Here is a 22014-nt window from a genome sequence, read left to right as displayed (position 1 = left end):
CTCTCGATAATGCCAGCGGGAAAAGGCGCTCGATTCTTGATCGGATCGGGCGACTCCCGTAACGCTTGTGTCAGTATTGATGCTCGAACGGATAATGACATGAAACCGATTGCCACAGTCGCTGCCCTTGCCACGATCCTTGCCGGTTGCGCGGCGGTTCCGCAGGAACGGGGGCCGACCTGCGATGCCCTGCCCGCCGGGGGATGCCGCTTCGACAGCACGCCGCTGCGCGTCCTGCCGCAGCCGGTCGTCCTGCCACGCCGCGCCTGGACCTTCTTTCCCACCGCGCAGGAACTGAACTTCATCGACGGGCGGGGGCAGGTCTGGACCGCGCCGCAGGGCACGCTGACCGATGGCGCCTCGATCCCGCGGATCTTCGTCTCGCTTCTGGGCGATCCGACAGAGCCGGAATACATCAATGCCGCCGCCATGCACGACGCCTATTGCGGCGTCGGCAACGAGGCCGGTCCGAAATTCCGCAGCGCGCCGTGGGAAGAGGTGCATGTCATGTTCTATGACGGGCTTATCGCATCCGGTGCGCGCCCGGTCGTGGCCAAGACGATGTTCGCGGCGGTCTGGCTGGGCGGGCCGCGCTGGCGGACCAGCCGCACGCTGGATCACGTACCCGAGGCGCAACTGCGCCAGGCGATGCGCGAAACCCGGGATTTCATCGCGCGCGGCGGTCCTGCTGCGCCGGGACGTGTCGATGCGGGGCTGGGCGCCGTCGTCTCGACCCAGGGCCGCGTGCGCGGCGGTGAGGGGCCGTCCTTTGCCGTTCTGCTGGCCTATCTGCGCCAGCAGGAGCGGGCGCTGCTGCGGGCCTATCCGCAGCCGCCCCGTGGCGACGATCTGCCCGAGGAAACACCCGAAGAGGAGGTCTTCGAGGAGGGGGATCCAAACGGCGACCCGGCCACCGGCCCCTTGATCGACCCGGAAACGGGCCTGCCGTTGACAGCCGGGCAGCAGAACGCCGCGGCGCAGTTGTGATCCGGCTGCGGAGCGGGCCGGAACCGCATCTGCCACCTTGACCAAAGCCCGGTTCCAAAGCATATCGCGAGGCATGAGCACACCCTTGTCCCGCATCCGCAATTTTTCCATCGTCGCCCATATCGACCACGGGAAATCCACCCTGGCCGACAGGCTGATCCAGTTGACCGGCACCGTCGCGGAACGCGACATGAAAGAGCAGATGCTCGACGCGATGGATATCGAGCGCGAGCGTGGCATCACCATCAAGGCCAACACCGTCCGGATCGAATATCCGGCGAAGGACGGCCAGACCTACATCCTGAACCTGATCGACACGCCCGGCCACGTGGACTTTGCCTACGAGGTCAGCCGCTCGATGCGCGCGGTCGAGGGATCCCTGCTGGTGGTGGACGCCACGCAGGGGGTCGAGGCGCAGACGCTGGCCAACGTCTATACCGCCATCGACGCCAATCACGAGATCGTGCCGGTCCTGAACAAGATCGACCTGCCCGCCGCCGAGCCCGAGCGCGTCAAGGAGCAGATCGAGGATGTCATCGGCATCGACGCCTCCGAGGCCTGCCTGATCTCGGCCAAGACCGGCATCGGCATTCCCGACGTGCTCGAGGCCATCGTCAAGCGCCTGCCGCCGCCGCATTCCGGCGACCCGGACGCGCCGCTCAAGGCGATGCTGGTGGACAGCTGGTATGACAGCTATCTCGGCGTCGTCGTGCTGGTGCGGATCATGGACGGCACCCTGCGCAAGGGCGACAACATCCGCATGATGCGCACGGGCGGCAAGTACGGCGTCGACAAGCTGGCGGTGCTGAAACCGGCCATGACCGACGTCAAGGAACTGGGCCCGGGCGAGATCGGCGTCTTCACCGGCTCGATCAAGCAGGTGCGCGACACCCGCGTCGGCGACACGATCACCCATGACAAACGCCCCGCCGACAAGGCGCTGCCGGGCTTCAAGCCCTCGGTGCCCGTGGTCTTCTGCGGGCTCTTCCCGGTCGACGCGAACGAGTTCGAGGATCTGCGCGACGCGATCGAGAAGCTGGCGCTGAACGACGCCTCCTTCACCTACGAGATGGAGACCTCGGCCGCCCTCGGCTTCGGCTTCCGCTGTGGCTTCCTCGGCCTGCTGCACCTCGAGGTCGTGCGCGACCGGCTGGAGCGTGAATACGATATCGACCTGATCACCACCGCCCCCTCGGTGGTCTATCACCTGTTCCTCAAGGACGGCACGCAGCTGGAGTTGCACAACCCTGCCGACATGCCGGACCTGTCCACGGTCGACCATATCGAGGAGCCGCGGATCAAGGCGACGATCCTCGTGCCCGACGAATACCTCGGCGACGTGCTGAAACTCTGCCAGGACCGCCGGGGCATCCAGCTGGACCTGACCTATGCCGGACCTCGGGCGATGGTGGTCTATGACCTGCCGCTGAACGAGGTGGTGTTCGACTTCTACGACCGGCTGAAGTCGGTGACCAAGGGCTATGCCTCGTTCGACTACCAGATGGAGGGGTATCGCGAGGACAACCTCGTCAAGATGCAGGTGCTGGTGAACGACGAGCCGGTGGACGCGCTGTCGATGATGGTGCACCGCGACCGGGCCGAGATGCGCGGCCGCGCGATGTGCGAAAAGCTCAAGGACCTGATCCCGCGCCACATGTTCAAGATCCCGATCCAGGCGGCCATCGGCGGCAAGGTGATCGCGCGCGAGACGCTGTCGGCGCTGCGCAAGGACGTGACCGCCAAGTGCTATGGCGGCGACGCGACGCGGAAGAAGAAGCTGCTGGAAAAGCAGAAGGCCGGCAAGAAGAAGATGCGCCAGTTCGGCAAGGTCGAGATCCCGCAGGAGGCGTTTATTTCCGCTCTCAAAATGGATTCTTGATCCATTTTGAGAGTGAGTGGGCGAAAGCGTTTTTTGCGAAGCAAAACAACGCGTGCCCACACCCTCTCCATGCTTGGTGCCTCCATCCCTGATGACAAGCGCTACGCCCCGCGCTAACCTGTTGGCATGCCGACGGTCTTCCGCCATGCCGGGTTCCGGTTCTTCTTCTACTCCAACGAGGGCGATCCGCGCGAACCGGTGCATGTTCATGTCATGAAGGACGGCGGCGAAGCGAAATTCTGGGTCCGCCCCGTCGCCCTGGCACGCAGCCACGGGTTCGACGCCAAGACCCTCAAGGCGTTGGCGCAAATCGTTGCGACGCGTGCGGCAGAGATCGAGGAGGCCTGGCATGACCATTTCCGCCACTGACGTCCGCTTTGACGAAGCGACGATGTGGGTGTCGCTGTCCGACGGCCGCATCCTCGGCGTGCCGCTGACATGGTTTCCGCGCTTGCTGAACGCGCAGCCAGAGGCGCTGGGTGGCGTCGAGATCACGCCCTTTGGCCTGCATTGGGAGGCGCTGGACGAGGATATCTCGGTGCCCGCGCTGCTGGCGGGGCAGGGTGGGGTCGAGGCGGCTTGATTTGTCTAGTTGAGGTTTTCTTTTGATCGAAGATCGGAAAGCCGGAACCTCTTTGTTTGAGTCCTATCGGTCCAAGTTTATCCACAACTGCTCTGGGCCATTGCCACAGCACGTTTCTCTATTAGACAGTCTTTTCTCCGAATTCTCTGATGCGCTTGATGATGCAGAGCATCTTACTTCGGCGAGGTTGCTTCACATAGCGTTCGGGAGTTGGCGCAGTTCCGTTATGCTCACGTTGAGTGGTGCAGCAGCTCAGGTTCCAACCTTGCTGCGGCACTGCATTGAGTGCGCCTTCTATGCATATTTGTTCTCAAAAGATAAGGAATGGGAGGCTTTGTGGTGGGATCGCGAAGTTGACCAAAATGCAAAGAGAAAACTTCGAGCCGGGAGGGAGGGGCCGTTATCAGCGGCGCGAAACGCCTTGGGCAAAGAGGACAAACAACTTCTTGATAGGGTAAATTCAACAATCGACATGTTAATCGATTACGGCGCTCACCCAAATATCTTTCAGCTTGTATCAGCTTCTGAAGATGAAAGAGGTGATGATCGGCTGACCTACAAGACTTTCCTTCTTGGCCAAGATGAGGAACGAGTCAGGTGCTTTGTGAAAACGGGCGTAACTGGCATTGATGTTTTGTCGATCTTGGATCGCATTTGGCCCATTCGATTTGGCGCTTGCCGTGGGCACGAGATCATCACCGAGGCTGCAGGACAACTGGGTCTCTATATTCAAGCCAATCGTCCATTCGAGAAGCGGCAGGCCTGATAAGCACTCAAATTACGGTGCTATCCCACTCCCCTTCACTCACTTCCCCTCACCGCCTCCGGATGATCCGCCAGGAAGTGATGCAGCACGGCATATAACTCCCGCGCGTGCTCCACGTTGTCCGCATGCAGCGCCGCGCGGATGTCCTCGCAGATCATCTGCTGCACCTTTTGCGGCCCGTGGTGGATGTGCATCAGGTAATCCCCCAGCGCGGCGGCATCGAGGTCGGGCAGGTGTTCGTGCTCGGCCAGCGCGGCGACCTCGGCCTCGGTCAGGTCGGTCATTCCGACGATATCCTCGACGGTGATCATGGGCGTTCCTCCTCCGTGATCCAGCCAGCATGGCAGGGGCCGGGGGCGCGCGCCTTGATCCGGATCAGATCGGCCTAGCGGCGGCGCGGCACGCGCGGGACGCGGGTGACGGAATAGCGTGCCTCGGGGTGTGGCGGGTGGCCCCGGGTGCGCGCCCAGAAGCCCGCTCCGCCCAGCCGCGACCACAGCGGCAGTGTCAGCGCGACCCCGGCCACGAACCCGCCCGCATGCGCCCAGTAGGCCACGCCCCCCGCATCTGCCGGTGTGGCCAGTCCGCCGAAGATCTGCATCCCGAACCACGCCGCCAGCACGATCCAGGCGGGGGCCGGGATGATCCGCACGATCACGACGAAGAACAGCAGGATATCCACCCTCGCCCGCGGGAACAGCAGCAGGTAACCGCCCATCACCCCGGCAATGGCCCCCGATGCGCCGACCATCGGGATGCGCGACGATGGTTCGGCCAGGTATTGCGCCATGCCCGCCGCCAGCCCGCAGGCCAGGTAGAAGCCGAGATAGGGCAGGTGGCCCATCTCGTCCTCCATGTTGTCGCCGAAGATGAACAGGAACAGCATGTTGCCCGCCAGGTGCATCAACCCGCCGTGCAGGAACATCGAGGTGAGAAAGCCGCTATAGCCCTGTCCGTTGCTGACCAGCGCCGGGACAAGGGCGTAATCGGCGTAGAAGGCGAGCAGCGCGCGGGGGTTTGCCTCGAGCCCCCATGTCAGCAGGAAGACCGCGACGTTGATCGCGATCAGCGCATAGGTGACGACGGGCACGCGGCCCGAGGGGTTGTGATCTCGGATCGGGAACATGCGGCTAGAGTTAGGCCCGCGCGGGTCCGTCGTAAAGGCGCGACAGGGTGCAGGGCGGGGTTCTGCCCCGCCCCGCCGGTCACTCGGCCCCGGCCAGCAGCGCGGCGTTGCCGCCCGCCGCCGTGGTGTCGATGCAGACATGGCGTTCCGCCCGCGCATGGCCCGTATCCGGCGCCCCGGTGATGAGCGTCAGGATCGGCCCCTTGCGGGATGCCAACGCCGTCCGCAGGGCGCGCGCCGTGGCTTCGTCGCCCCACCAGAGCGCGGCGGAGAAGCCGGTCAGCGTTTCCAGCGCCTGCGGAGGCAGGGCGCCGCCCGCCGCGACGGCGCGGCCGCCCAGCACACGGATCGCGTGGGCCTGCGCCTCGGCGGCCTCTGCGCCCGGACCAAGGCACAGGACCGGGGCACGGGCATGCGTCACATACTGGTTCGCCTCGCCGGTCGGGCCGGGCAGGTCGGTGCGCCGGATGTCCTCGCCGCCCGGTGCCTGGTCGATCAGGCGTTGCACGGTGGCCGGATCGGCCTGCGCGCCCCATGCCCCGCCCATCAAAAGCGTCTCGTGCCGCCGGAAGCGGTCGACATAAAGCGGCCCGCCGGCCTTGGGCCCGGTGCCAGACAGACCCTCGCCACCGAAGGGCTGGCTGCCGACGATGGCGCCTATCTGGTTGCGGTTGACGTAGATGTTGCCGGCGTGGATCGCCTCGGAGACATGCTGCACCCGGTCGTCGATCCGGGTCTGCAGCCCGAAGGTTAGGCCGTAGCCGGTAGCGTTGATCGCGGCGATGACCTTGTCGATCTGCGTGGCCTTGAAGGTGGCGACATGCAGGACGGGGCCGAAGATCTCGCGCGTCATCTGGTCGATGCCCGAGACGCGGATCAGCGTGGGCGCGACGAAATGGCCGCGGTCGGGCGTCGGGAAGGTCTTGATGACGCGGCCTTCGGACGCCGCCTGCTCGATATGGGCGACGATGCCCGCCTTGGCCTCGGCGTCGATCACCGGGCCAAGGTCGCAGGACAGTTCCCAGGGATCGCCCACCAGCAGCGCCTCCATCGCGCCGGTCAGCATCTTCAGCAGGTCCTCGGCGATGTCCTCCTGCACGTAAAGGCAGCGCAGGGCGGAACAGCGCTGGCCTGCGGATTGAAAGGCGCTTTCGACGATGGCCTGCACGGCCTGTTCGGGCAGGGCGGTGCTGTCGACGATCATCGCGTTGAGCCCACCGGTTTCCGCGATCAGCGGCGCGCCGGGGGCGAGGTGTTTGGCCATGGTGCGGTGGATGATCTGCGCCGTCTCGGTCGAGCCGGTGAAGGCCATGCCCCCCACCGTGGGGTTCGAGGTCAGCGCCGCACCCACCTCGCCTGCGCCGGGAAGGGATTGCAGGGCGGTGCGGGGCACGCCCGCCTCGTGCAGCCATTCGACCGCGCGATGGGCGATCAGCGGCGTCTGCTCGGCGGGTTTGGCCAGAACGGCGTTACCCGCAGCCAGTGCAGCCGCGACCTGCCCGGTGAAGATGGCCAGCGGGAAGTTCCACGGGCTGATGCAGGCGAAGATGCCGAGTGCTGCCCCTCCCTCCGTCCGCGCCGCGTAGTAGCGCAGGAAGTCCACCGCCTCGCGCAGTTCCGCCACGGCGTCGAGCATGGTCTTGCCTGCCTCGCGGTGCAGTAGGGCAAAGACCTCGCCCGCATTGGCCTCGAACAGGTCGGCGGCGCGGTTCAGGATTACGGTGCGTTCCGCGGCGCTGGCCTGCCATGGGCGGGCTGCGCTGGCGGCGGCCGCGACGGTTTCTGGCACGGCCCACCTGACTTGGCCCACGGTATCGGACAGGCGGGCGGGGTTTGCCACGGGGTCCGACGGGCCCTGTGGCGCCTCGACGGCGGTCAGTGGTGCAGCCTGCCATTCATGTGTGGCAAAGAAACCGCGCCCGGTTTCCACCGCCTCGCGCTGTGCCCGGTCGCGCAAATCGACCCCGTGCGAGTTGGGCCGTTCCGGCAGGAACAGCCCGGTGCCCGGCGTGATCGGCCAGGCGCCCTGTTCCAGTGTTTCGAACGGGTCAGCGGCGACGACCTCTGGCGGCACCTCCTCGTCGACGATCTGGTTCACGAAGCTGGAGTTCGCCCCGTTCTCCAGCAGGCGGCGCACCAGGTAGGCCAGCAGGTCGCGATGCGCGCCCACGGGGGCGTAGATGCGGCAACGCGTGCCCTCGCGCCCCTTGACGATCTCGTGCAGCGTCTCGCCCATGCCGTGCAGGCGCTGGAATTCATAGCTCGCCGGATCGGCCCCCATGTGCAGGATTGCCGCCACCGTATGCGCGTTGTGCGTGGCGAATTGCGGATAGATGCGGTCGGTCATGCCCAGCAGCTTGCGGGCGTTGGCCATGTAAGAGATGTCGGTCGCCGCCTTGGACGTGAACACCGGGAAGCCCGCCATGCCCGCCACTTGGGCGCGCTTGATCTCGGTGTCCCAGTAGGCACCCTTGACCAGCCGCACCATGATCTTGCGGTCGAGCCGCGAGGCCAGGTCGTGCAGCCAGTCGATGACCGGCGCGGCGCGCAGCCCGTAGGCCTGTACTACCACGCCGAACCCGTCCCAGCCGGCAAGCGACGGTTCCGACAGGACGGCCTCGATCACGTCCAGCGAGATCGCCAGCCGGTCGGCCTCTTCGGCGTCGATGTTCAGCCCGATGCCGGCGCTGCGCGCCAACTGGCAGAGCGTGCGCAGGCGCGGCACCAGTTCGTCCATAACGGTGGCGCGTTGCAGGTCGTCATAACGCGCATGCAGTGCCGACAGCTTGACCGAGATGCCGGGATTGGTGCGGATGTCGTTGCCGCGCGCGGCTTCGGCGATGGCGCCGATGGCGCGGCTGTAGGACAGGTGATAACGGCGGGCATCGGCCTCTGTGCGCGCGGCCTCGCCCAGCATGTCGTAGCTGTAGGTGTAGCCCTTGGCCTCTTGCGCCGAGCCGCGCTTCATCGCCGCCTGGATCGTCTCGCCGAGCACGAATTGCGCGCCCATCTCCTTCATGGCGCGGCCGACGGCGGTGCGGATCACCGGCTCTCCCAGCCGCTTGATCGCGGCGCGCAGGTGGCCCACGGGCCCCGGCTGTTCATCCGCCAGGACCTTGCCCGTCAGCATCAGCGCCCAGGTCGAGGCGTTGACCAGCGGCGAGGTGGAATGGCCCATGTGGCGGCCCCAGTCGCTGGGCGCTATCTTGTCCTCGATCAGCGCGTCGATCGTGTCGGCGTCGGGCACCCGCAGCAGCGCCTCTGCGAGGCACATCAGCGCGATGCCCTCGTCGGTGGACAGGCCATATTCGGCCAGGAACACCTCCATCAGGCCTGGGCGCGTGGCGCCGCGGATGTCGCGCACGAGGCCCGCGGCGCGGGTCACGATGGTGGCGCGATCGGCCTCTGACAGCTGTGCGGCGTCGCGCAGCCGGGCGACGATGGCGGCCTCGTCGGCATAGAGGTCGCCATCGATGAGAGAGCGCAGTTCTGCGGTGTCCTTGGGCATGTCATTCTCCGGAATTTGCGCTAGTATATCGGTCAGATGACAGCCGGTCTTCCCGATGATCGGGTTCGATCCGCGCCTTTCGCCTGAAGATGAGGGAAACCACGGTGCAAATGGACGGTGATGACTTTGACCGTTTCGACCAGGCGATTCTGACCACGCTCGCCGAGGAGGGGCGCATCTCGATCACCGAACTGGCGCGCCGGATCGGCCTGTCGAAATCGCCCACCCAGGCGCGGCTGCGGCGGCTGGAGGAAAACGGCGTGATCCGCGGCTACCGTGCCATCCTCGACCCGATCCGCCTTGGACTGGATCACGTCGCTTTCGTCGAGATAAAGATGACCGATACGGGCGAACGGTCGCTGGCGGCCTTCAACGACGCCGTGGCCCGCATCCCCGAAATCGAGCAGGCGCACCTGATCGCCGGGAACTTCGACTATCTGTTGAAGGTGCGCACCGCCGACATGCGCAGCTATCGCCTCGTGCTGGCGGAAAAGATCTCGACGCTGCCGGGCGTGTCTTCGACCTCGACCTACGTGGCGATGGAAGCGGTCAAGGAAGACGGTCTCGCCGACGTGACTTGACGCGCGCGGGCTTCGCACCAAAATTGCTGCATGCGTCACATGGTCCTCACCGCTTTGATCTGCCTGACCCCCGCCCTGGCGCAAGCCGAAGGCTGCCCCGCCGCACCCGACCACGGCGCCGATCAGGACGCCCTGTTGTCCGAGCTGGCGCAGGTCGGGTCCGAGGGCGAGGCGCAGGTCATCAACAACCAGCTGTGGGACCTTTGGGACAATGCGCCCGACGAACCCAGCCAGGCGATGCTGGACCAGGGGATGCGGGCGCGGTCGTCCTATGATTATCTACAGGCGATGGACAGGTTCGAGGCGCTTGTGAACTACTGCCCGTTCTACGCCGAGGGCTACAACCAGCGCGCTTTCGTCAATTTCCTGACCGGAGATTTCGAGGCTGCGCTGCCCGACCTTGACCGCGCGCTGGACATCAACCCGCGCCACGTGGGCGCGCTGTCGGGCAAGGCGCTGACGCTGCACGCGCTGGGCCGCGACGCCGAGGCGCTGATCGCGCTCGACGCCGCGCTGAAGCTGAACCCCTGGCTGGGCGAACGTCACCTTCGCCCGGTGCTGCTGCAAGCCACCGAAAAGCTCTGATCCGGTTTACATCGCCGCGGCTTCGGCTATCGTCGCGTCCGCTGGCCCGCGTGGTGGAATGGTAGACACAGGGGACTTAAAATCCCCAGCCCCTGGTGGCGTGCGAGTTCGAGTCTCGCCGCGGGCACCACTTCGGAATCCATCCCTCCGAAGTGCCGTAGCACCTTGAAAGGGTAGGTGGTTTCTGCGGTTCGAACACCCGTTTTTCGACTGACCGCCAAAGGTTTCGAAAACACTAGCTTAAGTACAGTCCGCCGCACCTCAATATCACATTTTTTCATACTTCATAAGGGCTTGATAGAAATCGCATGGAGAGTTCGAACATTTCCTCGAACGAGTGCGCTGGGCTGGGGACTTCTGCGATGGAAGCCTTCGTGACCGCCTTTTCCTGCTCAAGTTCAGAGATGCGGCGCTCGTATGCTACAATCAGCTTTGTGTTGCTCTCGGCCTGAACTAATGGCGTCACGCTCTATGATGGCGGTGTGGCAGCGGCGCGTGTCGTAGGCGCCGTCCACTGCCCGGCAGGCGATTGCGAAGCAATCTGCCGAGAGGGGCGGTGACGGTGCCGATCGGTTCGTCCGCCGGGATCTGGCCGAGCAGGTCCGGCAGCACGGGGCTGTCGCTGTCGCGGCTTGGGGTGAATTCGACGGCGCGGATGTCGGATGTGGCCGGGTCCATGGCGAGATGCACCTTGCGCCATTGGCGGCGGCCCTGCACCCCGTGTTTGCGGGCCTGCCATTCGCCATCGCCGAGGAACTTGATCCCGGTGCTGTCCACTGCCCGGCAGGGCATTGCGCAGCAATGTCCCGAGAGGGGATCAGCAGGTTGAACGGCCCGTCGGCACGGCGATAGGGAACCTGCACGGCCAGGGGCTTCTGCCTGCGGCACAGGGTGGAAAAGTCCGGAACCGGCCAGTCCAGCCCCGCCCCGCTAACCGGAGCAGGCTGGCCACCATCCCGGCGGTCTGGCGTAACGGCAGTTTGAAGAGAACCTTGACCGACAAGCAGAACTGTATGGCCGCATCGGAGAAAACCGGCGGACGCCCGGGCCGACCGTCACGCGGCGCGCGCCATGTCATCTCTCCGTCGACCCAGATCAGCAGCGATCCCCGCTTCCGCAGCGACGCGTTGTAGCCGGACCAGTTCGTCGTACGATAGCGCGCGGGAGACGCCTCGCTCATGCAGCACGTCTACCGACATGGCTTCGTGAAGTGAATCCTCTGTCGTCATACTTCTGAAACAACGCCTGTCACTGTGCTCATGGGATGTCTCGACTTGTTTCCGGGCCCGTGCGCCCTGTGTTCCAAACCGGGTCCGCGCCTGTCAATGAAAGACCGGCCGCGTGCCCCCCCCGGGGCTCCTGTCAAACACTTGTCCGGATTACGGATTCTTCCAGCTCGCGAAGGGTTTCCCGCGACGCGACAACGCCGGTGCGGGCCATGGAGTGCTGGGGCCAGAAGGACGTTCGCCGAACCGGAGTGCCGATGCCGGTCTTGCAGTGGGATCGAGCGGTTCGGGTCACCGGGATTGTCCGGCCTGTCGGTCGTGGTTCACATGTTGACGCCCGCCCCGGTTTCCCGGAGCGGGCGGTATCGCGCCGTGACCGGCGTCAGAGCGGGTCGCCGATGATCGACGTCGCGCCGCCCTTGAAGTCGCCGGTGGCGATGGTCGGTGGGGCGATCCCCGAGCAGACCGGCTTGCCATACTTGTCGAGCCGCTGAGACAGGTAACCCTCGACGCCGTCGTCGATGATCCAGTGGTCGCAGCCGTTCGGATCGACCCAGATCCCGGCCTTCATCGTGCTCAGGTCGTCGCTGTCGATGCCGCGGTCGATGCTCTTGTCCGGGCCGATTTCACAGCCGGCCAGCAGGGCGCCGGCACACAGCATGAGGGCGAGTTTGCGAATGGTCATGTGACTTCCCCTCAGCGGACGCAGATGATTTCGACGCGGCGGTTCTTCGCCATGCCGTTCGCGGTGGCGTTGGAGGCCACCGGCCAGCGTTCGCCGTAGCCGCGCACGTCGGCGATGCGCGCGCCCACGGATTTCGCAACCGAGGCGACGGCCAGCGCGCGATTGTAGCTGAGGCGCAGGTTGTATTCGTCGGACGCCCGGCTGTCGGTGTGGCCGGTGATGATGAACGAGGTGGCCTGCGCTTGGCGGAAGAACTCGGCCAGACGTGCCTTGCCCGCGCTCGAGATGGCGTATTTATCGGTGGCAAAGAACTGGTCGGTGTTCATCACGCCGCAGGTGTTGCCTCTGCGGCAGACGGGAATGCCGTTGCGGTCGGTATGCGGGCTCATGTAGCCTTCTGCGCCGTCGTCCATCACCCAGTGCTCGCAGCCGTCGGGATCGACCCAGATGCCGGGAATATACTGTTCGCCGCGAACGATGCGGGTGTTCTGCATGGAAATGAATGGCGATGCGCCGGCGTCCTGGTCGGCCCGGACAGGCGCAGTGCTGCCCAGTCCCGTCGCGACGGCCAGAGCAAGCGCGATAAAGGCTTTGGTCATGCGTGTTGCCACAACCCTGTCCCTTCGATTGTTGTTATCCCCCGCACGGCACCAGAATCGGCAGCGGTCCCGTGCAAATTCACTGTAATCAAGAGATTAACAGCTAAAATGCATGAGGAAAGTAAAAAGGCCGCTTTCGCGGGCCGTGTCCTGCTGTCCCCTGCACACGGAATGCGGAAAGAATCCGTGTGATGGCCGAAACGATTTCGCCATTGCCCGCGCATTGTCGCGCGGTGTGAAACCCACGCAGACGGCTCTTTGCCGGAACCCGCTTCGCGCGTATCATCGCGATCGCTCGTGGGGGCGAGCAGAGATCTTCTGGCAGAACGCTTGGAGCTTTGCCCTCGCGGTTCATGCTCCTGACCGGACCCAATTTGAAGGGATTTGCCATATGAAGACCATTTCCGCGCTTGCCGCCCTGACGCTGGGCCTCGCCGCGCCCGCCTTTGCGGACGGCGCCAACAACAAGCACCATCACGACCCGCTGACGAAGGCGCATGTGCACGAACAGACGGTCATCACCGTCAGTTGTTTCCGCGGCCCGTGGAACGACGTGATCTGGGATCGCCCGAATTCCAACTTCGTCGACAGCCTGGTGAACGCGGGTTACACGTTCGAGACCGCCCACGCGATCGCCGAACGGGTCTGCCGCGACGACAAGCTGGTGGGCAACCCCGAGGCATTGAAGGCCACGATGGAGCGGATCTTTCGCGACGGCGCCTCGCACCGGAACGCCAATCACTGACGCCTGACGCGGGCGGGCTGGCTCAGGCCAGTTCGCCGCGCAGCGAGTTCGGGCCGCTTTCGACGATCCGCACCCGGCGCAGATCGCCCGCAGAGACACCCTCGGCCTGCACATGGACCGCGTGCAGGTATTCCGACTTGCCCACCATTTGGCCGGTCATGCGGCCGGGCTTTTCGAACAGCACGGTGACGACCCGCCCCACCATCGCATCCTGAAGCGCGCGCTGCTGGCGCGTCAGCAGCGCCTGGAGGCGGTGCAGGCGGTCGTCCTTGACGGCCTCGGTCAGTTGGTCGCGCTCGGCCGCGGGGGTGCCGGGACGGGGCGAATACTTGAATGAAAAGGCGCTGCCGTATTCCACCCGCTCGATCAGGTCGAGCGTCAAAGCGAAATCCTCGTCTGTTTCCTCGGGAAAGCCAACGATGAAATCGCCCGACAGGTGCAGGTCGGGGCGCACCGCGCGCAGCCGGTCGATCAGCCGGAAATAGTCGTCGCGGGTGTGCTGGCGGTTCATCCGTTTCAGGATGCGGTCGCTGCCGGCCTGCACGGGCAGGTGCAGGTAGGGCATCAGTTTCTCGCAATCGCCATGCGCCGCGATCAGGTCGTCGTCCATGTCGTTCGGATGCGAGGTGGTAAAGCGGATGCGCGCAAGACCGTCGATCGCGGCCAGGCCGCGGATCAGCCCGCCAAGCCCGCGCTCATGCCCGTGATAGGCGTTCACGTTCTGGCCCAGCAGCGTGATCTCGCGCACGCCGCGTTCCACCAGGTCGCGGGCCTCGGACAGGATGCGCGCGGCGGGGCGGGAGACCTCGGCGCCGCGGGTATAGGGAACCACGCAGAAGGCGCAGAACTTGTCGCAGCCTTCCTGCACGGTCAGGAAGGCGCTGGGGCCGCGTTTCGCCTTGGGCCGGCTGGCCAGGTGCTCGAACTTGTCCTCTTCGGGAAACTCGGTATCCAGCGCCTTTTCGCCCGCCTGTGCCCGTGCCGTCAGCTCGGGCAGGCGGTGATAGCTTTGCGGGCCGACGACCAGGTCGACCATCGGCTGGCGGCGCATGATCTCTTCGCCCTCGGCCTGTGCGACGCAGCCCGCCACGCCGATCTTGAGGTCGGGTTTCGCGGCCTTCAGCCCCTTGTAGCGGCCAAGTTCCGAATAGACCTTTTCCGCCGCCTTTTCCCGGATATGACAGGTGTTCAGCAGGATCATGTCCGCGTCGTCGGGACTGTCGGTGGCAACATAACCCTGACTGCCCATGGCCTCCGCCATGCGCTCGCTGTCGTAGACGTTCATCTGGCAGCCGTAGGTCTTGATGAACAGCTTTTTCGGCGCGGTCATGGGCGTGCCTCCGGGGTCTGGTTCAGGGGCGGGCTTTAGCGCGAATCCGGGCCTTGTTGCAATGCACGAGATTTTCACCCAACCTGTGCGAAAACCGCGCCGCAACCGGCGGAGGCAGGCATGCGCTACTCGAACATCGCCGATTTCCTCAGCCGCGGGCGCGGCACGCTGGCGCGCGGCCCCGTCGCGATGATCTTTGCGGAGGATGCGGTCGAACTCGACACCACGATCCGCCATCACCGGCAACTGGGCTTTCCCACGGTCCTCGTCTTCGCCGATCCCGGCTGGAGCGCGCCCGATGATCTCGAGGATCGGATCCACCGCATCGAGGCCGACCCAAGGCGGGAAGGCTGTGTCGCCGATGCCGTCAGCCGCATAGCGCAGGCCGCGCCGGGCCAGTGGATGTATTACTGCTACAACGCCGAATACCTGTTCTATCCGTTCTGCGAGACGCGCTCGGTCCCCGAATTGCTGGCCTTTCATGCCGAGGAACGGCGCGACGCGATGCTGACCTACGTCATCGATCTGTATGCGGGCGATCTTGGGCAGTTCCCGGACGGCGTCTCGCTGGACGACACCCATATCGACACGGTGGGTTACTATGCGCAGGTGCGCGAAGACCAGCAGCGGAACTGGGCGCCAAAGGAACGGCAACTGGATTTCTACGGCGGGTTGCGCTGGCGGTTCGAGGAATTCGTGCCGTGGGAGCGGCGGCGCATCGACCGGATCGGGCTGTTCCGCGCGAAAAAGGGGCTGACGCTGCGCGATGATCACACGTTTTCGGACGAGGAATACAACACCTATGCCTGCCAGTGGCACAACAACCTGACGGCGGCCGTCGCGTCCTTTCGCACCGCCAAGGCGCTCAAGGCCAATCCCGGCTCGCGCTGGGAGATCGGCGATTTCCGCTGGCACAAGTCCGCGCCGTTCGAGTGGCATTCGCGCCAGTTGCTGGACCTCGGGCTGATCGAGGCGGGCCAGTGGTTCTGAGGCGGTTCAGGCAGTGCGGTGGTTGTTCGCGCGGCGACGGAACAGGGCGACGCCCAACAGCACCGTGACCGCGCCTGCGGCCAACAGCCCGGCGAGATTGCTGGCAATGTCGGCGATCAGCGCGATCTGGCTGCCAAAGGCAAAGCCCAGGCCGACGTAGATCGTGACCCAGGTCGCCTCTCCGGTCACGCTGCCAAGGGTAAATCGCGACCAGGCCAGGCCCATCGCCCCGCCGATGAAGTTGACATACGGTCCCAGCGGGCTGAACAGCCAGCGCGTCAGGAAGACCGCCGAGACCGCGCGCCGATGCAGCATCTCGGCAGCGCGCTCGACCGTGGACGCGACCCGCGCCCGCCGCTTCAGCCGTGCGACCAGAGGCGTGCCGCCATGCCGCCCGATGGCATAGCCCGCCTGGTCGCCCGCGATGGCCCCTGCATAGGCCGCGCCTGCCGTGCCCGCCAGCGACAGGTCGCCCGAGGCGGCAAAGGCGCCCGCCGCCAGCATCATCAGCGAGGATGGGATCGGCAGTGCAAGGCAGGATAGAAAGGTCGCCAGCAGCACCACCCAGCCGCCGTAATGGGGCACCATGGCAAAGAGCGTGTCCGTCATGGGCGGTCGGCCCGATGCGCGGCGATCGTGGCCTCGAGCGTGGCGATCAGGTTGGCCACCGGCACCCCGCGCTCTTCTGCGATCTCATCCAGGGTCAGGCGGCGGCCGTCAGTCCGTGGCTCCAGGTCCAGCGCCTCGGCCACTGTCTCTCTCGGCAGGTCCCAGCTATGCGCCACGTAGCCCGGCGACATCCAGCCCTCGATCGGCTGTTCGCGATGCGTGGGGTCGGCCCAGAACAGCGTGAACAGCACCAGCCGTACCGCGAAGAAGACCGTGACCGCAACCGCCAGGAAAAAGGCGGCGGTCAGGATGGGGCGGCGCGTGAGGCGGGACAGTGGCATGGGGCCTGATTAGAGGGGTCGAAGGCGCGCGCCAATGCGCCTTTGCAGCGCAGGTGGCCTAGGCCGCCGCGAAGGTGCAGAGCCCGGCATGACCATCCGTCGCCTGCTCCAGCGCGCCCGCGCGGAACAGCGCGTGCACGTAAAGCGGCGCCCCGACAGGACCATAGGCATAGCTGAGGCAGGACTGGTCCCAGTCGGCGGGGTTGCGTTCGAACCCGCTTTCGGGACCGAACAGGCCAAAGGCGTCGTTTTCCGTCATGCCGGGGCGCAGCCTGTCGGCCATGCCGTCGCCACTGCGTGTTGCGGTCGTGGGCGGTTGCGCCTGGCACGCGGCAAGCGTCAGCAGCAAGGGCAGGGCGCGCCACATTCCACCGGTCACAGGTTCTCGAACTGCGGCATGCCCAGCACGTGATAGCCGCTGTCGACCTGGATTACCTCGCCGGTGGTGCAGGCACCCACGTCCGAGCACAGCCAGACCGCCGTGCCGCCCACCGCCTCGAGCGTGGCGTTGTGGCCCAGCGGCGCGTTCTTGTCGGTGTGGCGATAGCTTGCCCGCGCGCCGCCGATGGCCGCGCCGGCAAGGGTCTTCATCATGCCGGGGCTGATCGCGTTGACGCGGATGCCGTCGCGGCCGAGGTCGTTGGCCAAGTAGCGCGTGGCGGACTCCAGCGCCGCCTTGGCCACGCCCATGATGTTGTAATTGGGAATGACCCGCTGGCTGCCGAGATAGGACATGGTCAGCAGCGTTCCGCCCTTTTCCTTCATCAGGGGATGCGCCCGGCGCGCCACGTCGATGAAGGAATAGACCGAGATGTCCATCGAGGTCTTGAAGTTGTCCCGGGTTGTGTTGAGGATCCGGCCCGTCAACTCGTTCTTGTCGGAATAGGCGATGGCGTGGACAAGGAAATCGAGACTGTCCCAGCGCGCGGCCAGTGCTTCGAAGGCGCGGTCGAGCGAGGCGTCGTCGGTGACGTCCACATCCACCAGGAAATCCGACCCTACGGAGACCGCCAGAGGCTCCACCCGCTTGCCAAAGGCGTCGCCCTGGTAGGTAAAGGCCAGTTCTGCCCCGGCGTCATGGCAGGCCTTCGCGATGCCCCAGGCGATCGAGCGTTCGTTCGCCACGCCCATGACAAGCCCGCGCTTGCCTTCCAGAGAAATGGTCATGTGCCCCTCCGACCGTTTCGGAATACCTGACCGGAACCGGCGGGGAGGTCAAGTTACCGGCTGTGTTCTCCTGTCCCGCGGCCGCAGGCCAGGTCCGTAGAATCCCGGCCTCGTGTTGGGTCGCCACCGTGTTCATCGCGCATGGCTGCAATGCGGACAAAGTGGATGTTCGACGATTTAACCCTGCGGTTCGTTGTTCAACATGGCTTCGACTTCAACCGCATTCGCGGCCTCCTTCAAGATCGTGAAATCGCCCCTTTCCAGAATTGCCTTGGTGCCTTCGATAGTAACCTTTTGCGTGACGCGCGCGAGTCCGCCGCCAATCGAAATCCGGGCGGCGCCAAGCGTTCCTATCTCCTGGGCCGTCAGGTCTCGCATACTGCCTGCCGCAAGAACGTTGACCGGTACCCCGGTGGCGGCCAGCGCACTGGTCGTTTCCGCATCGACGAGCGGCGCGTAGAGCACATCGGCACCCGCTTCGGCGAAAGCCTGGCAACGGCGCAGTGCTTCGGTCTGATCATAGTTGCGGAGCAGCCAGCCATCAGCGCGGGCCGTCAGCAAGATGCCCGCAGCACGGGCGGCCGCGACTGCCGCTACTATCCGTTCCAGAGCTAGGTCGAAGGAATACGAGTTCTTGGTTGGAACGGCAGTGTCCTCGATTGAAACGCCGGCAAGACCCGCCGCTGCAGCCATGCGAACGGTCTCGGCCACAGTCGCCGGACTGTCACCAAATCCATTCTCAAAATCACCGTTTACCGGGACATCAACCGCAGCGCAGAGATCGGCAGCATGCTTCAGGGCAACCTCGCGCGTAACCTGTCCGCCATCGATCAAACCCAGCGTGAAACCATGCCCGGAAGATGTTGTCGCCAGTGCCTTGGCACCCAGCCGCGCCATGATCTTCGCAGACCCGATGTCCCATGGGTTCGGCATTACGACCGGGTTGCCACGAACGTGCAGGGCACGGAAACGCTCGATAAGGTTCTCTCGGTTCACACAAAGGCCCTCTCTCCAATTGGTAACAGGTTCGGCGAGGATAGCCGACGATCTATGAAAGACGCAGCGGATTTCAGAATAGGCTCCAAGCCGTCTTTCGCCGCATCATCGGCGAAAGACGGCCTCAAGCGTCAGGCACGAACCCGTAGCTACGCGCGCGTCATTCCCGGAACTTCGAAAGCACCATCGACCCGTTCGTTCCTCCGAAGCCGAAGGAATTGGTCATCACACTGTCCAGCCCAGCATTGTCGACCCTGGTGGTTGCGATCTCCTCGGGTTTCAGGGCGGGGTCCAGCGTTTCGACATTGATCGACGGGATGATGAAATCGTGTTCAAGCGCCAGCAGGCAATAGATCGCCTCCTGCGCGCCGGTCGCGCCCTGGCTGTGGCCGGTCATCGACTTGGTCGAGCTGACGGGCGGCGTGGCGCCGTCGCCGAAGACGCGCCGCACCGCCTCGATCTCGCCCACGTCGCCGACCGGGGTCGAGGTGCCATGCGCGTTGATGTAGCTGACCTTGCGCCCCTCGGGGAGGGTCGACAGGGCAAGGCGCATCGCCCGCTCGCCGCCCTCGCCACTGGGCGCGACCATGTCGGCGCCGTCGCTGGTCGCACCGTAGCCGGTCACTTCGGCGTAGATCTTCGCGCCGCGCGCCTTGGCGTGCTCAAGCTCCTCCAGCACGACGATGCCGCCGCCGCCCGAGATCACGAACCCGTCGCGGTCCTTGTCGAAGGCGCGGCTGGCGCGCTCGGGCGTGTCGTTGAATTTCGACGACATGGCGCCCATCGCGTCGAACAGGCAGGACAGCGTCCAGTCCAGTTCCTCGCCGCCCCCGGCGAACATCACGTCCTGCTTGCCCATCATGATCTGTTCCGCCGCGTTGCCGATGCAATGCAGCGAGGTCGAGCAGGCCGAGGTGATCGAATAGTTGATCCCCTTGATCTTGAACGCGGTGGACAGGTTCGCGCTGACCGTCGAGCACATGCATTTCGGCACGGCGAAGGGGCCGATCCGCTTGGTCGCGCCGCTGTTCAGCACCGTCTGGTGCGCTGTCAGCATCGCGCTGGTCGACGGCCCGCCGGAGCCCGCGACAAGGCCGGTGCGCGGGTTGACGATGTCGGCCTCGTCCAGCCCGCTGTCCGCGATGGCCTGCTGCATGGCGATATGCGCATAGGCCGCGCCCGGCCCCATGAAGCGCAGCGTGCGCTTGTCGACATGCGCGGCCACGTCGATCTTCAGTGTGCCGGCGATCTGGCTGCGAAAGCCGTGTTCCTTCATCTCTTCGCTGGCGGTGATGCCGGACCGGCCCGCCTTGAGCGAGGCAAGCACTTCCTCGGCATTGTTGCCGATGCTCGAGACGATACCGAGACCTGTGACGACGACGCGACGCATTTGGGTTCCCTTCATTGGCTGGGGTCGTGTGTAGGCCAAGGCTGCGGTCAGGTGCAAGACGGGTGACGGCGCCGGTTCGCGTGACCGGACGGCGCCCCGCGGTGTTGAGGCATGTCAAGGAAAGCTGTTGCTTGGGCGGTTAGCGTTGACGGGCGCCTGAAGCGGTCCGCGACCTGCGATCCCGAATGCAAACGGCGCGTCAGAGCGGAAAGGAGCCTGAACCATGAAACCCGTCGCTACGTTGATCCTGCTGGCCAGCCTGTTTGGCCTCGCCGCCTGCGAGGATCCCGCGCCGACCACCTATCCGCTATCCGGCGAGCCCTGCGCGGCCGACGATCCGGTCCAGGAGATGGATATCGGGGATTGCGCCCCACCCAGTCCGTAGAGAGGTGATGCGTCGCTCTCAGCTTTCGCTGAGCGCGACCTTCATGTCCTTGACGATGTAGATCACCTCGCCATCGGCCTCGACGATGCCATCGGCCACACCCATGGTCAGCCGCCGCGTCTGCAACGCCTTGGTGAAATCCACCTTGTAGGTCAGCATCCTGCGGTCCGGGCGCACCATGCCGGTCAGCTTGACCTCGCCCACACCCAGCGCATAGCCGCGCCCCTGCCAGCCGCGCCAGCCCAGGTTGAAGCCGGTCAGCTGCCACAGCCCGTCCAGTCCCAGACAGCCCGGCATGATCGGGTTGCCCGGGAAATGGCACTCGAAGAACCACAGGTCGGGCGTGATGTCGAACTCGGCCACGACGTGGCCCTTGCCGTGCAGGCCACCGTCCCCGGAAATTTCCGTGATGCGGTCCATCATCAGCATGGGCGGCGCGGGCAGTTGCGCGTTGCCAGGGCCGAACAGCTCGCCGCGCGCGCATTTCAACAGGTCTTCCTTGCCGAAGCTGGTCGGATAGTCGGCCATGCGGACGCGCCCCTTTGTCGTCTGTGCAGTTACCGGCGCCCCTTAGCACCGGGCCGCCGCGCCTTGCAAGGGGCGCGGGCGTGCGGCGCCCGGCCGGGTGTCAGAGGGTTTTCGTTTGAAAAGCGCCCCCCTGCCGCACTATATGTATCTTCAAGGGAAGGGATGGCGCATGACGATACGGGCCGAAGCGATCGAACGGGGGCAGGCATGGCTGGCACGGGCGGACCTGCGCCCGACGCGGCAGCGCCTGACGCTGGCTGCGCTGCTGATTGGTGACGGGCGCGATCGTCACGTCACAGCCGAAAGCCTGTTCGCCGCCGCCAAGGCGCGCGGCGAAAGCGTGTCGCTCGCCACGGTCTACAACACTCTCAAGGCATTCTGCGATGCTGGGTTGATGCAGGAGGTCACGGTGGACGGGTCGAAAAGCTATTTCGACACCAATACCCGCGAGCACCCGCATTTCTACTGGGAGGATGACGCCCGCCTGACGGATGCGCCCGCCGACCAGCTGGAAATCACCCGCCTGCCGGACGTGCCCGAAGGGGCCGAGATCGCCAGCGTCGACGTGGTCATCCGCCTGCGCCGCAAGTAGCGCCTAGAGGCCGTCGCGTGCCCGGATGCGGGCGATGATGGTCGAGGTGTTGATCCCCTGGTGATAGGGGATGCGCCGCATGATGCCGCGTTCGATGGGAATGCGATACAAGTCGTCCCTGCCTGTTCCTGCTTAGACCACGAGGCCGATGGCATGCTCGTCGAGCAGTTCGGCGGTGATACCGGGCCTATGCGGAAGCGGCAGAACGTGCGCGGCGATTCCCGTCGCGCGCACGGTTTCCATCCGTTCCTCAAGGGTCAGGATCGGGCGGCGCTTGTAGCTGGCGGTATCGTCATCCGGCGTTACGCCGACGAGGAGCCGGTCGCCCATCGCCCGCGCCTCGTGCAGAAGCCGCATGTGGTTCATGGGAAGAAGGTCGAAGACGCCTTCGGTGAAGACGGTCAGCAAGTCGGACC

The 22014-nt window shown here is 65.2% G+C and carries 25 protein-coding genes, 1 tRNA gene and 1 pseudogene; 12 read left to right on the top strand and 15 right to left on the bottom strand.

All coding sequences use genetic code 11. The annotated features are described in order from the left end of the window. The first annotated feature begins 99 nt into the window (after nucleotides 1-99). The 5 genes from KB874_RS10695 (at nucleotide 100) to KB874_RS10675 (ending at nucleotide 4215) form a co-directional block, all read left to right on the top strand. Nucleotides 100-987, top strand: coding sequence for a DUF1353 domain-containing protein (locus KB874_RS10695; protein ID WP_212536570.1), 888 nt, complete (start codon nucleotides 100-102; stop codon nucleotides 985-987). 73 nt (nucleotides 988-1060) lie between these two features. Next, nucleotides 1061-2866, top strand: a complete 1806-nt coding sequence (gene lepA, locus KB874_RS10690; protein ID WP_212536569.1) for a translation elongation factor 4 — start codon at nucleotides 1061-1063, stop codon at nucleotides 2864-2866. A 126-nt stretch (nucleotides 2867-2992) separates the two neighbouring features. Beyond that, nucleotides 2993-3235 carry a DUF4160 domain-containing protein gene (locus tag KB874_RS10685; RefSeq protein ID WP_212536568.1) on the top strand — a complete coding sequence of 81 codons (243 nt, stop codon included), beginning with the start codon at nucleotides 2993-2995 and terminating at the stop codon, nucleotides 3233-3235. After that, the gene (locus KB874_RS10680; protein ID WP_212536567.1) at nucleotides 3216-3449 is read left to right on the top strand and encodes a DUF2442 domain-containing protein; all 234 of its coding nucleotides are present in this window, start codon (nucleotides 3216-3218) and stop codon (nucleotides 3447-3449) included. The genes KB874_RS10685 and KB874_RS10680 overlap by 20 nt, the downstream gene beginning before the upstream one ends. A 22-nt stretch (nucleotides 3450-3471) precedes the next feature. After that, a complete protein-coding gene (locus KB874_RS10675) occupies nucleotides 3472-4215 on the top strand; it encodes a hypothetical protein (protein ID WP_212536566.1) in 744 nt (247 codons plus the stop codon). Between the two features lie 35 nt (nucleotides 4216-4250). Here the strand turns inward: KB874_RS10675 and KB874_RS10670 are convergent, their stop codons facing one another. From KB874_RS10670 to putA, 3 genes are all read right to left on the bottom strand, one after another. Next, nucleotides 4251-4526 carry a hypothetical protein gene (locus tag KB874_RS10670; RefSeq protein ID WP_212536565.1) on the bottom strand — a complete coding sequence of 92 codons (276 nt, stop codon included), beginning with the start codon at nucleotides 4524-4526 and terminating at the stop codon, nucleotides 4251-4253. 74 nt (nucleotides 4527-4600) lie between these two features. Then, nucleotides 4601-5341, bottom strand: a complete 741-nt coding sequence (locus KB874_RS10665; RefSeq protein WP_212536564.1) for a rhomboid family intramembrane serine protease — start codon at nucleotides 5339-5341, stop codon at nucleotides 4601-4603. Between the two features lie 79 nt (nucleotides 5342-5420). After that, the gene (gene putA / locus KB874_RS10660) at nucleotides 5421-8849 is read right to left on the bottom strand and encodes a bifunctional proline dehydrogenase/L-glutamate gamma-semialdehyde dehydrogenase PutA (RefSeq protein ID WP_212536563.1); all 3429 of its coding nucleotides are present in this window, start codon (nucleotides 8847-8849) and stop codon (nucleotides 5421-5423) included. Nucleotides 8850-8959: 110 nt separating this feature from the next. On the opposite strand from putA, the gene KB874_RS10655 reads away from it, so the two are divergent. From KB874_RS10655 to KB874_RS10645, 3 genes are all read left to right on the top strand, one after another. Further along, a complete protein-coding gene (locus KB874_RS10655; RefSeq protein WP_249200415.1) occupies nucleotides 8960-9430 on the top strand; it encodes an Lrp/AsnC family transcriptional regulator in 471 nt (156 codons plus the stop codon). A 39-nt stretch (nucleotides 9431-9469) separates the two neighbouring features. Beyond that, on the top strand, nucleotides 9470-10015 hold the full coding sequence (locus KB874_RS10650; RefSeq protein ID WP_212536561.1) for a tetratricopeptide repeat protein: 546 nt from the start codon (nucleotides 9470-9472) through the stop codon (nucleotides 10013-10015). Between the two features lie 44 nt (nucleotides 10016-10059). Then, nucleotides 10060-10145, top strand: a tRNA-Leu gene (locus KB874_RS10645). Nucleotides 10146-10473: 328 nt separating this feature from the next. Here KB874_RS10645 and KB874_RS10640 read toward each other — a convergent pair. The 3 genes and pseudogenes from KB874_RS10640 to KB874_RS10630 all read right to left on the bottom strand — a co-directional run. Continuing rightward, nucleotides 10474-11195: pseudogene (locus KB874_RS10640) on the bottom strand (IS5 family transposase); the annotation flags it as partial. Between the two features lie 428 nt (nucleotides 11196-11623). Then, on the bottom strand, nucleotides 11624-11926 hold the full coding sequence (locus KB874_RS10635) for a hypothetical protein (protein ID WP_212536560.1): 303 nt from the start codon (nucleotides 11924-11926) through the stop codon (nucleotides 11624-11626). 11 nt (nucleotides 11927-11937) lie between these two features. Then, a complete protein-coding gene (locus tag KB874_RS10630) occupies nucleotides 11938-12525 on the bottom strand; it encodes an OmpA family protein (protein WP_212536559.1) in 588 nt (195 codons plus the stop codon). Nucleotides 12526-12916: 391 nt separating this feature from the next. Between KB874_RS10630 and KB874_RS10625 the strand changes: the two genes are divergently transcribed. Continuing rightward, nucleotides 12917-13270 (top strand): hypothetical protein, encoded by a 354-nt coding sequence (locus KB874_RS10625; RefSeq protein WP_212536558.1) that lies wholly within the window; start codon nucleotides 12917-12919, stop codon nucleotides 13268-13270. A gap of 22 nt (nucleotides 13271-13292) precedes the next feature. Here the strand turns inward: KB874_RS10625 and miaB are convergent, their stop codons facing one another. Further along, nucleotides 13293-14600, bottom strand: a complete 1308-nt coding sequence (miaB, locus tag KB874_RS10620; RefSeq protein WP_212536557.1) for a tRNA (N6-isopentenyl adenosine(37)-C2)-methylthiotransferase MiaB — start codon at nucleotides 14598-14600, stop codon at nucleotides 13293-13295. Nucleotides 14601-14720: 120 nt separating this feature from the next. On the opposite strand from miaB, the gene KB874_RS10615 reads away from it, so the two are divergent. Beyond that, complete coding sequence (locus KB874_RS10615; RefSeq protein WP_212536556.1) at nucleotides 14721-15590, top strand: glycosyltransferase family protein; 870 nt, start codon at nucleotides 14721-14723, stop codon at nucleotides 15588-15590. Nucleotides 15591-15596: 6 nt separating this feature from the next. Here the strand turns inward: KB874_RS10615 and KB874_RS10610 are convergent, their stop codons facing one another. From KB874_RS10610 to fabB, 6 genes are all read right to left on the bottom strand, one after another. Further along, the gene (locus KB874_RS10610) at nucleotides 15597-16199 is read right to left on the bottom strand and encodes a DedA family protein (protein ID WP_212536555.1); all 603 of its coding nucleotides are present in this window, start codon (nucleotides 16197-16199) and stop codon (nucleotides 15597-15599) included. Continuing rightward, a complete protein-coding gene (locus tag KB874_RS10605; RefSeq protein ID WP_212536554.1) occupies nucleotides 16196-16540 on the bottom strand; it encodes a hypothetical protein in 345 nt (114 codons plus the stop codon). The genes KB874_RS10610 and KB874_RS10605 overlap by 4 nt, the downstream gene beginning before the upstream one ends. A 58-nt stretch (nucleotides 16541-16598) precedes the next feature. Beyond that, the gene (locus KB874_RS10600) at nucleotides 16599-16907 is read right to left on the bottom strand and encodes a hypothetical protein (protein WP_212536553.1); all 309 of its coding nucleotides are present in this window, start codon (nucleotides 16905-16907) and stop codon (nucleotides 16599-16601) included. Between the two features lie 8 nt (nucleotides 16908-16915). Beyond that, complete coding sequence (locus tag KB874_RS10595; RefSeq protein WP_212536552.1) at nucleotides 16916-17707, bottom strand: enoyl-ACP reductase FabI; 792 nt, start codon at nucleotides 17705-17707, stop codon at nucleotides 16916-16918. A 177-nt stretch (nucleotides 17708-17884) separates the two neighbouring features. Beyond that, nucleotides 17885-18703 carry an isocitrate lyase/PEP mutase family protein gene (locus KB874_RS10590; RefSeq protein ID WP_212536551.1) on the bottom strand — a complete coding sequence of 273 codons (819 nt, stop codon included), beginning with the start codon at nucleotides 18701-18703 and terminating at the stop codon, nucleotides 17885-17887. Nucleotides 18704-18863: 160 nt separating this feature from the next. Then, nucleotides 18864-20093, bottom strand: coding sequence for a beta-ketoacyl-ACP synthase I (fabB, locus tag KB874_RS10585; RefSeq protein WP_212536550.1), 1230 nt, complete (start codon nucleotides 20091-20093; stop codon nucleotides 18864-18866). Between the two features lie 223 nt (nucleotides 20094-20316). Between fabB and KB874_RS10580 the strand changes: the two genes are divergently transcribed. Continuing rightward, nucleotides 20317-20478, top strand: coding sequence for a hypothetical protein (locus KB874_RS10580; protein WP_212536549.1), 162 nt, complete (start codon nucleotides 20317-20319; stop codon nucleotides 20476-20478). Between the two features lie 18 nt (nucleotides 20479-20496). On the opposite strand, the gene fabA is transcribed toward KB874_RS10580, so the two are convergent. Then, nucleotides 20497-21006, bottom strand: a complete 510-nt coding sequence (fabA, locus tag KB874_RS10575; RefSeq protein WP_212536548.1) for a bifunctional 3-hydroxydecanoyl-ACP dehydratase/trans-2-decenoyl-ACP isomerase — start codon at nucleotides 21004-21006, stop codon at nucleotides 20497-20499. Between the two features lie 169 nt (nucleotides 21007-21175). Here fabA and irr point away from each other — a divergent pair, with 169 nt between their 5' ends. After that, nucleotides 21176-21598, top strand: a complete 423-nt coding sequence (gene irr, locus KB874_RS10570; RefSeq protein WP_212536547.1) for a Fur family transcriptional regulator Irr — start codon at nucleotides 21176-21178, stop codon at nucleotides 21596-21598. A gap of 132 nt (nucleotides 21599-21730) precedes the next feature. On the opposite strand, the gene KB874_RS10565 is transcribed toward irr, so the two are convergent. Beyond that, entirely contained in the window at nucleotides 21731-22006 is a 276-nt protein-coding gene (locus KB874_RS10565; protein ID WP_212536546.1) for an adenylyltransferase/cytidyltransferase family protein, read from the bottom strand. Between the last annotated feature and the right edge of the window lie 8 nt (nucleotides 22007-22014).

This window comes from Thetidibacter halocola (assembly GCF_018224955.1).
Classification (GTDB): Bacteria; Pseudomonadota; Alphaproteobacteria; order Rhodobacterales; family Rhodobacteraceae; genus Thetidibacter; species Thetidibacter halocola.
Note: the sequence above shows the minus strand (reverse complement) of the source record. Positions and strands in the feature narration are given on the sequence as shown.

Excerpts from the sequence above, each read along its gene's own strand:
- KB874_RS10685 (WP_212536568.1), top strand. The coding sequence starts at position 2,993 with ATGCCGACGGTCTTCCGCCATGCCGGGTTCCGGTTCTTCTTCTACTCC.
- putA (WP_212536563.1), bottom strand. The coding sequence starts at position 8,849 with ATGCCCAAGGACACCGCAGAACTGCGCTCTCTCATCGATGGCGACCTC.
- fabB (WP_212536550.1), bottom strand. The coding sequence starts at position 20,093 with ATGCGTCGCGTCGTCGTCACAGGTCTCGGTATCGTCTCGAGCATCGGC.
- KB874_RS10600 (WP_212536553.1), bottom strand. The coding sequence starts at position 16,907 with ATGTGGCGCGCCCTGCCCTTGCTGCTGACGCTTGCCGCGTGCCAGGCG.
- KB874_RS10625 (WP_212536558.1), top strand. The coding sequence starts at position 12,917 with ATGAAGACCATTTCCGCGCTTGCCGCCCTGACGCTGGGCCTCGCCGCG.
- KB874_RS10580 (WP_212536549.1), top strand. The coding sequence starts at position 20,317 with ATGAAACCCGTCGCTACGTTGATCCTGCTGGCCAGCCTGTTTGGCCTC.
- irr (WP_212536547.1), top strand. The coding sequence starts at position 21,176 with ATGACGATACGGGCCGAAGCGATCGAACGGGGGCAGGCATGGCTGGCA.
- KB874_RS10650 (WP_212536561.1), top strand. The coding sequence starts at position 9,470 with ATGGTCCTCACCGCTTTGATCTGCCTGACCCCCGCCCTGGCGCAAGCC.
- KB874_RS10670 (WP_212536565.1), bottom strand. The coding sequence starts at position 4,526 with ATGATCACCGTCGAGGATATCGTCGGAATGACCGACCTGACCGAGGCC.
- KB874_RS10595 (WP_212536552.1), bottom strand. The coding sequence starts at position 17,707 with ATGACCATTTCTCTGGAAGGCAAGCGCGGGCTTGTCATGGGCGTGGCG.
- KB874_RS10680 (WP_212536567.1), top strand. The coding sequence starts at position 3,216 with ATGACCATTTCCGCCACTGACGTCCGCTTTGACGAAGCGACGATGTGG.
- KB874_RS10605 (WP_212536554.1), bottom strand. The coding sequence starts at position 16,540 with ATGCCACTGTCCCGCCTCACGCGCCGCCCCATCCTGACCGCCGCCTTT.
- KB874_RS10635 (WP_212536560.1), bottom strand. The coding sequence starts at position 11,926 with ATGACCATTCGCAAACTCGCCCTCATGCTGTGTGCCGGCGCCCTGCTG.
- KB874_RS10665 (WP_212536564.1), bottom strand. The coding sequence starts at position 5,341 with ATGTTCCCGATCCGAGATCACAACCCCTCGGGCCGCGTGCCCGTCGTC.
- KB874_RS10610 (WP_212536555.1), bottom strand. The coding sequence starts at position 16,199 with ATGACGGACACGCTCTTTGCCATGGTGCCCCATTACGGCGGCTGGGTG.
- KB874_RS10615 (WP_212536556.1), top strand. The coding sequence starts at position 14,721 with ATGCGCTACTCGAACATCGCCGATTTCCTCAGCCGCGGGCGCGGCACG.
- KB874_RS10655 (WP_249200415.1), top strand. The coding sequence starts at position 8,960 with ATGGACGGTGATGACTTTGACCGTTTCGACCAGGCGATTCTGACCACG.
- lepA (WP_212536569.1), top strand. The coding sequence starts at position 1,061 with ATGAGCACACCCTTGTCCCGCATCCGCAATTTTTCCATCGTCGCCCAT.
- KB874_RS10630 (WP_212536559.1), bottom strand. The coding sequence starts at position 12,525 with ATGACCAAAGCCTTTATCGCGCTTGCTCTGGCCGTCGCGACGGGACTG.
- fabA (WP_212536548.1), bottom strand. The coding sequence starts at position 21,006 with ATGGCCGACTATCCGACCAGCTTCGGCAAGGAAGACCTGTTGAAATGC.
- miaB (WP_212536557.1), bottom strand. The coding sequence starts at position 14,600 with ATGACCGCGCCGAAAAAGCTGTTCATCAAGACCTACGGCTGCCAGATG.
- KB874_RS10695 (WP_212536570.1), top strand. The coding sequence starts at position 100 with ATGAAACCGATTGCCACAGTCGCTGCCCTTGCCACGATCCTTGCCGGT.